Origin of the sequence: Alicyclobacillus shizuokensis NBRC 103103 (assembly GCF_001552255.1) — a bacterium.
Lineage (GTDB): Bacteria > Bacillota > Bacilli > Alicyclobacillales > Alicyclobacillaceae > Alicyclobacillus_G > Alicyclobacillus_G shizuokensis.
The window spans coordinates 86410-95830 of record NZ_BCQV01000014.1 but is presented as its reverse complement, the minus strand read 5'-3'; the positions used below and the strand labels follow the sequence as shown (position 1 = coordinate 95830).

Here is a 9421-nt window from a genome sequence, read left to right as displayed (position 1 = left end):
ATCTTCATTTTCCTCGAATCCCCTCTTGACTTTCCCTTTCTGTGGAAGGCTTACGGTAGGGACAGTCGCGGCCATCCAGATCCGAAAAGGCCCACTGTTGAGGTTGCTTTGCGGCTGTGGCTTCGTACACAGTCCTGCTGATCGGGAGAATCATACGTTCCCTGGCGCACGGTATCCTTTTCGGATCAATCGTCGTCACAGCTAAGGATCTGGATTAACAAGGAAGGGAAGGGGGGGATGTCCAATGATTGGGACGGGCCTGACCGCCTGCAGCGTGATGTTGGACAGACGGATGGAGTGTCTCGGGCGATTATGTAATGATGGCAGAGGAGGGGAGTGGGGCGGTTGAATTGCACGGATATGAGGTCACGAATGAATATCTATCTTGCTGGTTTGCTCGGTGGGCCAATGGTCAACGGCCCGGCAATCGGGGCTATCTCTTTGGCGAATTGACGGGCGTGGATGTCATACGCCTGTTGGAAGACCTCGGGCGGGGTCAATCGCAGCACATCGGAACCCTCCACGGACTCGATTCTACCGTCGTTAAAGCAGACAAGGAGATGAGCATCTTCCGTATCGGGCACAATCCAGTGAAACCATCCTTTTGGTATGAACGTGACCTGCCCAGGCTTCAGGCGGTGGCTAGCCACCCGTAGTGTATTCGGATCGAGGATGGATACCGTCACTTCACCAGCAACTACGTAGTCCAACTCGTCTGCATTCGGATGCCAGTGGGGTTCTCGTACGTGCCCTTTGGTCAGGAACAGGTCTCCCAGTGACAAAACTTGCATCATCGGGATTTGTACACTGGTCACTTCATAAAGACAGCTTTGGTCCCTACGTACAGTTAGATTTCGTTGCAGGTCAAAAAAGAGGTTGGGAGACCCTGGATAGGTACGATTGGTGGCTCTGGGTATGTGCTGATGCACGTTGTCATCTGATGTATTGGTCAGCGCCATGGAATTCGGTGGCCCGATGACGACCGTTCCCGTGATGGGAGACAACAAACTGGCAAACTGTTTGGCGTTCACGTCATAGGCGGATTGGAAAATCTTCGCGGGAGTCTTGCGCAGGACATCCGAACCTTCAATAATTTGACGTTTGGCATGGCTGAAAATCTGTACCACGTGGACTTCATCGGACAACGCGGTTATCCAGTGCCACCAATTTATCGGTATGAACACGACTTCCCCCGGCGTCACATGATAAGCGAGCAAGCGATGTCGAACGGGATCGACCATGGAAATGTTAACTTCTCCCGTGACAACATAATCCAATTCCGCTGCGTTGGGATGCCAATGGGGTTCCCGGATGTGTCCCTTTGTCATGAACAGATCGTCCAGTCCGATGCGGTTGAGAACGGGCAGTTGATCCGAGGTTACCTGGTAGATTACATTATCGGCATCTTTGCAAAATAGCACACTGCACTCGTAGAAAGGATTCACTGACACTGACTTTCGCTTGCCTCTGGACTTTGTGGTCTTGGGCGGAAAGGTGCGTTTTGGAGCAGTAGCCATAGGGCGTGTTGCCTCCTGTGCGACTCGGGATATACATATATGTATTCGTCACCCTGAGAACTGGGCACACGCTGTGCGTTGAGGACGGGAGGTGCTCCACCCAGCACGCAGACGCGCCGCGTTTGTGCCGCCCATGCGCCGAGCGGAGCGGATGATGCCGCTGCGAGCAAGGGGGAAGGGCATTTTAGAGCAGTGGCGAATTCTCTCACCATGGAGGTGGCGACATGGAAACGTTGTACGGGTTCGCGGAACTGGCCAGTCACATGATTCGGCAGCGTATTGTGGTCGCTCCTTGGTTGACTTGGGGGCAAGGGCAGAATCGAATTCCGCGCCGTTTGCAGGAAGAAATCGAGCGAGTGGCTCTCGGGCTGGCAAATGGGCACTGGAATCCGACTTGGGAATTCTGCCTGGTGGAGCGCTACCCGCTGGAGAAGGATCGAGCTTGGGAGGCTTACTATGAAACGATTTCCAGTACGGCCGTGTATTTGAGTCATCTGGAACTGGGGCAGTTGGAAGTTACCGAAGAAATGGTTCGCGTGGCTGAACGATTGGTAGAAGATTTTGCCGAGACTGTAAGTCCGCAACGATTTGTCTCATTCTATATGCTCACTATAGTTTATGATAACCTTCAAGTTTTGGATCACTATGGCTCGATGGCAGTGGACGACTTTCTACAAGGGCAGTTTCATAGGCCGTGGGCAACTGCAACGTTGCAGCGGGAATTGCGCGCGACGATGGCCGCAGGGGGCATTGAACTGAGCCCCGCGGAAGGTCGAGTGCAACTCACGGCCTTAGGCAAGGAAGTGCTGCATTCCCTGAAGGAGATGCTGACGTCATCCGGGTTCCTGAGACATCGGGCCAGGTTAATTCGAATGAACAATTTCAATATACTAGAGGATATGGATCTTATCACGGAGACACTGGGAAAGAATATTCCCCAACTGCGCAAAAGGGTCATCGAGCTCGGCCAGATTCAGCCTGGCATGACGGTGCTTGAACTAGGATGCGGTACAGGTGGCTTGACTTTTGACGCAGGACTGTTTGAAGTCGTGGGGCCGAATGGACGTTTGGTGGCAACCGATCCGTCCACGGGTGTGTTGGCTGCATTGAGGCGGAAACGTGAAGCCTATCAGGCGTCTTGGGTCGAAGTCCAGCGTGCGCGCGCCGAGCGTCTACCATGGCCTGCGGATAGCTTTGACCGCGTCCTGGGTTATGCGTTTCTACAGTTTACAGACCTTGAGCAAGCGTGCAGCGAAATCGCGCGGGTCTTGAAACCCGGCGGAATCTTTGCCTCCTTGCATCCGTTGCATTTTCCTGCTCAGAGCGATTTCTTCTTAGAATGGTTTGAACCCCTCATCAAGGCGAAGCCGTTGTCGGGCAATCTGGATACCCTGCCTGGTCCGGATACGGTGCCTGCTGTTCTGGGGGCGCGATTTGAAATTCTTGACCTACAGTATGTCGACACGGAGCTTCTCTACTCGTTTCCGAGCCTTGTCGTGAAGGCGTTTGTGGACGTCGCGAATGTCTTTGAGGAACCGATGATGTACCTTCCCTGGCGTGCGCGCGAGGCGATGATTGATCAGTTGATCAAGAAGGGGGAAGAAATCGTAAGGAAGTACCCCGCGCACAAGCTCGTCGAACAACATCCATGCCAATTGATCCGCGCTCGAGTCCGGAAGTAGGGCTGCAAGCGAGGTGCGATGCCAAAATACGGATGGCGACTTGGGACTTTTCCACCTTGTTATGCTATAATTCTGTTCTCGAGAACGCCTGCGCGTCTGTGCGCGTCCCAGGCTGTGCGATGCAGGCTTCATCATGATTGGGATGTCTCGTCTTTTCGCGGTAGTGACTGTTGGATGACTTGAGGAGTCCGCTGAATCTACGGAGAAACGAGATGATGACCTACGCTAATGCACCCTTTTCGAACCGCTGCCCCATCCGCATCGCTGTTCGAGTTTGCTGGACGCCAGCAGAATTTCTGGCATGTTGATCCCACCGCCACTCCTCTCTGTACATAGTTGCGCCCATCGGTCGAATTCGTAGATGGGCCGAGCGACAGTGTCCAATCCGATGATAGATAAATACGCCGCCTAAACAGAGGGGACCTTTATGAGTGGCTATCACATCAGGGAAGGAGCGGGTAGACAACGTGGGGGGGAACGCTCCGGAGCTTCGGGCGGATCGTCGACGGCGAAAGGCCGAACACCTAGCGGCTGTGCGGGAGATTGGGGACAACGCCTATTCGACGACTTGGTTGGAAGATGTGCATCTGATTCCTGATTGCATGCCAGAACTGGCATGGGACGAAGTGAGTCTTCATACGCAACTGTGTGGCGTGGCGCTGGCTTCGCCGATTGTCATCAATGCCATGACCGGGGGAGCGCCTGAGTCGTACGAAGTGAATCGGCGTCTGGCCATGGTAGCAAAGAAACACCATCTGGCGATGGCTGTCGGATCGGAAACCAGCGCTTTGCGCGATCCGGACATGGCCTACACCTATGAGGTGATCCGCGAGGTCAATCCTGACGGTGTGGTTATCGCCAATGTGGGGATGGGGTGCACCGCTGCGGACGCGCAGCGAGCGGTGGAGCTGGTGGGCGCCAATCTCTTGCAGGTGCACTGGAACGTGGCGCAAGAGCTGTTCATGGCTGAGGGAGATCGGGATTTTTATGGAGCTCAGGAGGCCTTGGCGCAGGTCGTGGCAGAGGTGGATGTACCGGTCATTGCAAAGGAGGTGGGGCAAGGAATCGCCGCCGAACAGGCGCGGCGATTTGTCCAACTTGGAGTGGCTGGGATTGATGTAGGAGGAGTAGGCGGAACGAATTTCATGGCTGTTGAGGCTCATCGGCGTGGGTGGCAGTTGGCAGCCTCGTGGCATCAATGGGGATTGACCACGGCGGCCAGCCTCTGTGAGGTGGTGGGGGCGGTTGGAGACCAAGTCGATGTGGTGTCCTCCGGAGGCATCCGCAACGCTCATGATATCGCGAAATCGATGGCGATTGGCGCCTGTGCGGTCGGGATTGCGGGTGAATTCTTACGCCGTGTGTCCGGAGCCGACGAACTCACTGCTCTGGATGCCGTTGACCACTACGTGGAAGAACTGCATTGGAGCCTGCGGACCCTGTTAATACTCACTGGGTCTCGCACGTGGCAGGATATGCGCTCTCGGCCGGTGGTCGTGACCGGACGCCTGCGGGAGTGGTTGGAGGCCCGCGGATTCGCGGATTTTGCTGTCCGCTTGGCCCGTCGAGGACTTATTCAAGAATCATAACGGGTTTGAAGGTTTATAGGTTTTGTGGCCGACTTGTCCGAAGCAAAAACCAGTCAGAAGTGAGGCGAATGGCACGATGGCAAGGCAACCTCTCGGCCTGACCATCGATATGGCCAGGTATGTGCTGGGACAAACGCTGAAAGGCAAGCGTCGATTCCCGATGGTGTTGATGTTAGAGCCTACGGAGATGTGCAATCTCACCTGCACCGGATGCGGAAAGATCCGCCAAAGCGAAGAGATCCTGAAAATGCGGCTGAACAAGGACGAGTGCCTGGCGGCGGTTGACGAATGTGGTGCGCCGGCTGTTTCGATAGCCGGTGGGGAGCCCCTTGTGCACCCCGAAATCGTCGATATTGTAAATGGTATTTTGGAACGGGGCAAGCTCACCCTGCTTTGCACCAACGGCATTCTGCTCGGCCGCGTTCTTGACAAACTGCAACCCAATCCGCGTTTCACTTTTGTCTTTCACTTGGACGGACCGCGGGAGCATCACGACAAGATGGTGGAGCGCAAGGGCGTATTTGACATTGTCATCAAGGGCATCAAGGCGGCCAAGGAGCGAGGTTTTCGAGTAGCCACCAACACAACCCTGTACAAAGGGGCTGACACCCGAGCCATCGGCAATCTGTTGCGGGAACTGACAGAGTTGGGCGTGGATAATTGCATTGTGTCGCCGGCCTTTACGTATGAGGAAGTGAACCCGGCCAACAGTGGGATTTTCTTCCACCGCAGGGAAGCACAGCAAGCTGTCCGAGAAATCCTGGAGGCTGCAGGGCCCAAGGTCCGCTACTACAATACGCCCATTTTCTTCGACTTCTTGACCGGGAAGAAGACATTGAAGTGCACTCCGTGGGGGAACCCGACGCGCGATCCCAAGGGATGGAAGGGTCCGTGCTATTTGTTGACGGACGCCCACTACGAAACGTTCAACGAACTGATGGAGCAAACGAATTGGGAGGAATTTGGATACGGGGAGAATCCTCGCTGCGCCAGTTGCATGATGCACAGCGGTTATGAGGCGTCGGCGGTCAAGGCCATGTCACCGATGGATACGTGGCGCGTCATTCGTTGGATGTTTGCGTCATGAGTTTGCTACCTTTGCGAGGGAACGGCCACCCGTCAGGGGTGGCCGACCTCCCTCACGATGAATGGGGGACTGCGGATTCACTGCCGAGCCGCGTCTTGGTGCTGGCGGCGACGCGGTTTGAGGAGCGAGCATTTTCCCAGGCGGCGGCACAGTCGCAGCATCACGTTACGGTGGTCCGTACGGGCATGGGTCCGGAGCGCGGACTGAGCGGTGCACGCGCAGCTATCGAACGCCATCAGCCTGGCTGGATAATCGGCACCGGGGTATGTGGTGGGCTGGCTCCGGAGACACGGTTCGGACAGGTCGTTGTACCGGAATTCCTGCTGAGCGAGGATGCGCAGCGGGCACTGCGGGCACATCCCATTTCGGGGTTGAATATGTGCGGGCGCATGGTGTCTGTCCGGAGTATGGCTGCCACGCCAGAGCGCAAGAGGGAACTGTACGAAGCAACCGGCGCACAGTGGGTGGATCAAGAGAGCTACGCTTGGTGTGTGGCTGCGACGGAGGCCGGGATCCCGTTTACGGCTGTGCGGGTTGTACTGGATGTCGCAAATCGCGCGCTGCCGCATTGGGCGCATCCCTCGACCTGGGCAGCCGCGGCGTGGTTGCCTGCGCGGGCGATGGCCGCGCGTCGGCGGTTAGCAGAAATAGGCAGGTGCGTGTTGTGCGAGCATTTGTAACAGGCGCCAGCGGTTTCATCGGCTACCATGTGGCGCGCGTCTTGCGTCAACATGGCTGGCAGGTGCGGGCTTTGGTGCGGAATCCCGAGGCTGTCTCGCGGTTGTCGTCGCTCGACGTGGAACTGGTTCCTGGCGATTTGGCGACCGGGGAAGGTCTGGAACACATTCATGGTTGCGAGACTGTGTTTCACGTGGCGGCTCTCTACTCGTTGAATCGCCGAGACGGGCCTCTCATGTATCAGGTCAACGTGGAGGGAACACGACGGTTGCTGGAGACCTGCGAGCGCGCACGGGTGGAGCGCGTGGTCTACACCAGCAGCACCGCCACTGTCGCACTGTCATCCGGGGGTGAGCCTGCGGACGAGCGGAGATTTGCCAATCCCGACGAGGTAGAGAGTGACTACAAGAAGAGCAAAATCCTTGCCGAGCAGGTGGTGTTGCAGGCGTGTGAGCGCGGTTTGGACGCTGTGGTTGTCAACCCGTCCACGCCCGTAGGACCCGGGGACGTGAAACCTACGCCGACCGGAAAAATCATTTTGGACATCGTCCAGGGGAGAATGCCCGGGTACGCCGACACGGGGTTAAACGTGGTTGCGGTGGAGGATGTGGCCGAGGGACACCTACTGGCGCTGGAGCGGGGACAACAGGGGCAGCGGTACATACTTGGAGGAGACAACATGCACTTTCGAGACCTGGTGGCCCGCACCGCCCAGCTTGCGGGTCGGCCCGTTCCGCGTCTGCGCGTGCCGCTCTGGTTGGCCTATGTCGCTGCAGCGGTGGACGAGTGGATAGTCACACCCGTCACGGGACGGGGGCCTCGTATCCCCGTGGATGGGGTCAAACTCGCCCGCACACCGATGTACTTTTCCGCTGAAAAAGCCCGCCGGGAGTTGGGATTTTCGCCTTCGGCCGTAGATGCGGCGCTGGCCCGAGCGGTGGCCTGGTTTCAGCGAGAGTATCCAGAGAAGCGAGAAAGGAGGAGGAGAGCGTGAGCTTGCCCAAAGCCACAACCACTCGCTTGGAGGCGGGCATTGAAGCCGCCGTCGAGTCTCTTCTAGAACGTCAACATGCGGAAGGCTACTGGTGGGGGCGTTTGTTCTCCAATGTCTGTATGGAGGCCGAGTACGTCCTCCTGTGCCATTGCTTGGATCGACGCCAGGCTGAGAGAGAGCAAAAAATAGCTGCCTATCTGTTTCAACAGCAGAGTGAAGAGGGAACATGGTCCATTTATCCAGGAGGTCCCCCGGATCTGAACGCGACGGTGGAAGCCTATGTGGCGTTGAAATTGATGGGCGTTTCGGCGGACGACCCGCGTATGCAAAAGGCCTGTGCGTTCATCCAGAACGGTGGCGGCATTGAGGCCACACGGGTGTTCACGCGTCTCTGGTTGGCCTTGGTTGGGGAATATGAGTGGGCCCAACTGCCGGAAATTCCGCCTGAAATCATGTACCTTCCGAAATGGATGCCGCTGAATATCTATGACTTCGCCAGTTGGGCGCGGGCTACCGTTGTCGCTTTGTCCATCGTGATGAACCGCAGGCCCGTTTACCCACTCCCGGGCGGGGCGAGGGTTCCGGAATTACACACGAATGGAACGCCGCCGACTGGAGACGGGGGTGTGTTTGCGGCGCTGGACAGAGCGCTCAAAGTGTATCGTCGTTTTCCTTGGCATCCGTTGCGTTCGTCGGCGGAATCTCGGGCCTTGCAGTGGGTTATTGAGCATCAGGAGGCCGATGGAAACTGGGGTGGCATTCAACCGCCTTGGTTTTATTCGCTGTTAGCGCTGGACGTTCTCGGTCAGCGCCAGCACCCGGCGTTCGAAAAGGGCTGGCGGGCACTGGACAACTTTGCAGTGGACGAAGGAGATACGTGGTGGTTCCAAGCATGCGTTTCTCCGGTTTGGGATACGGGATTGAGTGTCCTGGCTCTGCGCGCTGCTGGGGTCCAGGCGGATCATCCCGCACTCATACAGGCGGGGGAATGGTTGTGTGCGAAACAGATCTTCGCCGGTGGGGATTGGCAGGTGAAGCGTCCGCGTGCGAAGCCGGGCGGATGGGCGTTTGAGTTCTGCAACGACAACTACCCGGATGTCGACGATACGGCGATTGTTGTGCAGGCACTGAACAGCCTTCGCCTTCCCGATGAAGCCACGCGTCGCAAAGCGATGACCGCCGGTTTTCGCTGGCTCGTCGCGATGCAGAGCAAAAACGGAGGATGGGGCGCCTTTGACGCGGATAACACGCGCACACTGGTCAACCGAATTCCGTTTTGCGACTTCGGTGAAGTGATAGATCCGCCGAGCGAAGATGTGACCGCCCACGTCCTTGAGTGCTTCGGGAGCTTCGGCTACGACGACGCGTGGGATGTGATTCAGCGGGCAGTAAGCTATCTCCGCCAGCAGCAGTCCGCATCGGGACCTTGGTTCGGGCGCTGGGGCGTGAATTATGTCTACGGCACCGGGGCGGTGGTGCCAGCGTTGGCTGCAGTCGGAATCGATGTGCGAGAGGACTGGGTGCAGAAGTCGTTGCATTGGCTCGCTGCGCACCAGAACGAGGACGGCGGCTGGGGAGAAGATTGCCGCTCTTACGAGGACGAGCGGTTTGCCGGCGTGGGCGAGAGCACCCCGTCCCAGACCGCCTGGGCATTGATGGCGCTCATCGCCGGGGGCTGGGCGCAACAAGAGTGCGTCCAGCGCGGTGTGGACTATTTACTTCGAAGCCAGCGTCCGGACGGGCGCTGGAACGAGCATCAATACACCGGCACGGGCTTTCCACGGGACTTTTACATCGGATACGAGATGTATCGTGACATCTTTCCACTGTTGGCCTTGGGTCGCTATCGGCAGGTTGTGCTGGCGGGAGAGTGA

Annotated in this window: 7 protein-coding genes; 6 read left to right on the top strand and 1 reads right to left on the bottom strand. The window is 57.4% G+C overall.

Annotation, left to right across the window (positions count from 1 at the left end):
• Positions 1 to 380: 380 nt before the first annotated feature.
• Positions 381 to 1517, bottom strand: coding sequence for a cupin domain-containing protein (locus ASH01S_RS07680; protein ID WP_067926029.1), 1137 nt, complete (start codon positions 1515 to 1517; stop codon positions 381 to 383).
• Between the two features lie 263 nt (positions 1518 to 1780).
• On the opposite strand from ASH01S_RS07680, the gene ASH01S_RS07675 reads away from it, so the two are divergent.
• The 6 genes from ASH01S_RS07675 to shc all read left to right on the top strand — a co-directional run bounded on the left by ASH01S_RS07675 (position 1781) and on the right by shc (position 9421).
• Positions 1781 to 3199 (top strand): class I SAM-dependent methyltransferase, encoded by a 1419-nt coding sequence (locus ASH01S_RS07675; RefSeq protein WP_169794202.1) that lies wholly within the window; start codon positions 1781 to 1783, stop codon positions 3197 to 3199.
• 431 nt (positions 3200 to 3630) lie between these two features.
• The gene (gene fni / locus ASH01S_RS07670; RefSeq protein WP_245628977.1) at positions 3631 to 4788 is read left to right on the top strand and encodes a type 2 isopentenyl-diphosphate Delta-isomerase; all 1158 of its coding nucleotides are present in this window, start codon (positions 3631 to 3633) and stop codon (positions 4786 to 4788) included.
• Positions 4789 to 4864: 76 nt separating this feature from the next.
• Positions 4865 to 5875: an adenosyl-hopene transferase HpnH gene (hpnH, locus tag ASH01S_RS07665; protein WP_067926023.1), complete on the top strand. Its 1011-nt coding sequence runs from the start codon at positions 4865 to 4867 to the stop codon at positions 5873 to 5875.
• Positions 5872 to 6555, top strand: a complete 684-nt coding sequence (locus ASH01S_RS07660; RefSeq protein ID WP_067926020.1) for a phosphorylase family protein — start codon at positions 5872 to 5874, stop codon at positions 6553 to 6555. Before hpnH ends, ASH01S_RS07660 begins: the two co-directional genes overlap by 4 nt.
• A complete protein-coding gene (hpnA, locus tag ASH01S_RS07655) occupies positions 6540 to 7547 on the top strand; it encodes a hopanoid-associated sugar epimerase (RefSeq protein ID WP_067926019.1) in 1008 nt (335 codons plus the stop codon). Before ASH01S_RS07660 ends, hpnA begins: the two co-directional genes overlap by 16 nt.
• A complete protein-coding gene (gene shc, locus ASH01S_RS07650; RefSeq protein ID WP_067926018.1) occupies positions 7544 to 9421 on the top strand; it encodes a squalene--hopene cyclase in 1878 nt (625 codons plus the stop codon). Before hpnA ends, shc begins: the two co-directional genes overlap by 4 nt.

Coding starts and splice junctions, on each gene's coding strand:
- hpnH (WP_067926023.1), top strand. CDS start 4,865: ATGGCAAGGCAACCTCTCGGCCTGACCATCGATATGGCCAGGTATGTG.
- ASH01S_RS07660 (WP_067926020.1), top strand. CDS start 5,872: ATGAGTTTGCTACCTTTGCGAGGGAACGGCCACCCGTCAGGGGTGGCC.
- ASH01S_RS07680 (WP_067926029.1), bottom strand. CDS start 1,517: ATGGCTACTGCTCCAAAACGCACCTTTCCGCCCAAGACCACAAAGTCC.
- ASH01S_RS07675 (WP_169794202.1), top strand. CDS start 1,781: ATGATTCGGCAGCGTATTGTGGTCGCTCCTTGGTTGACTTGGGGGCAA.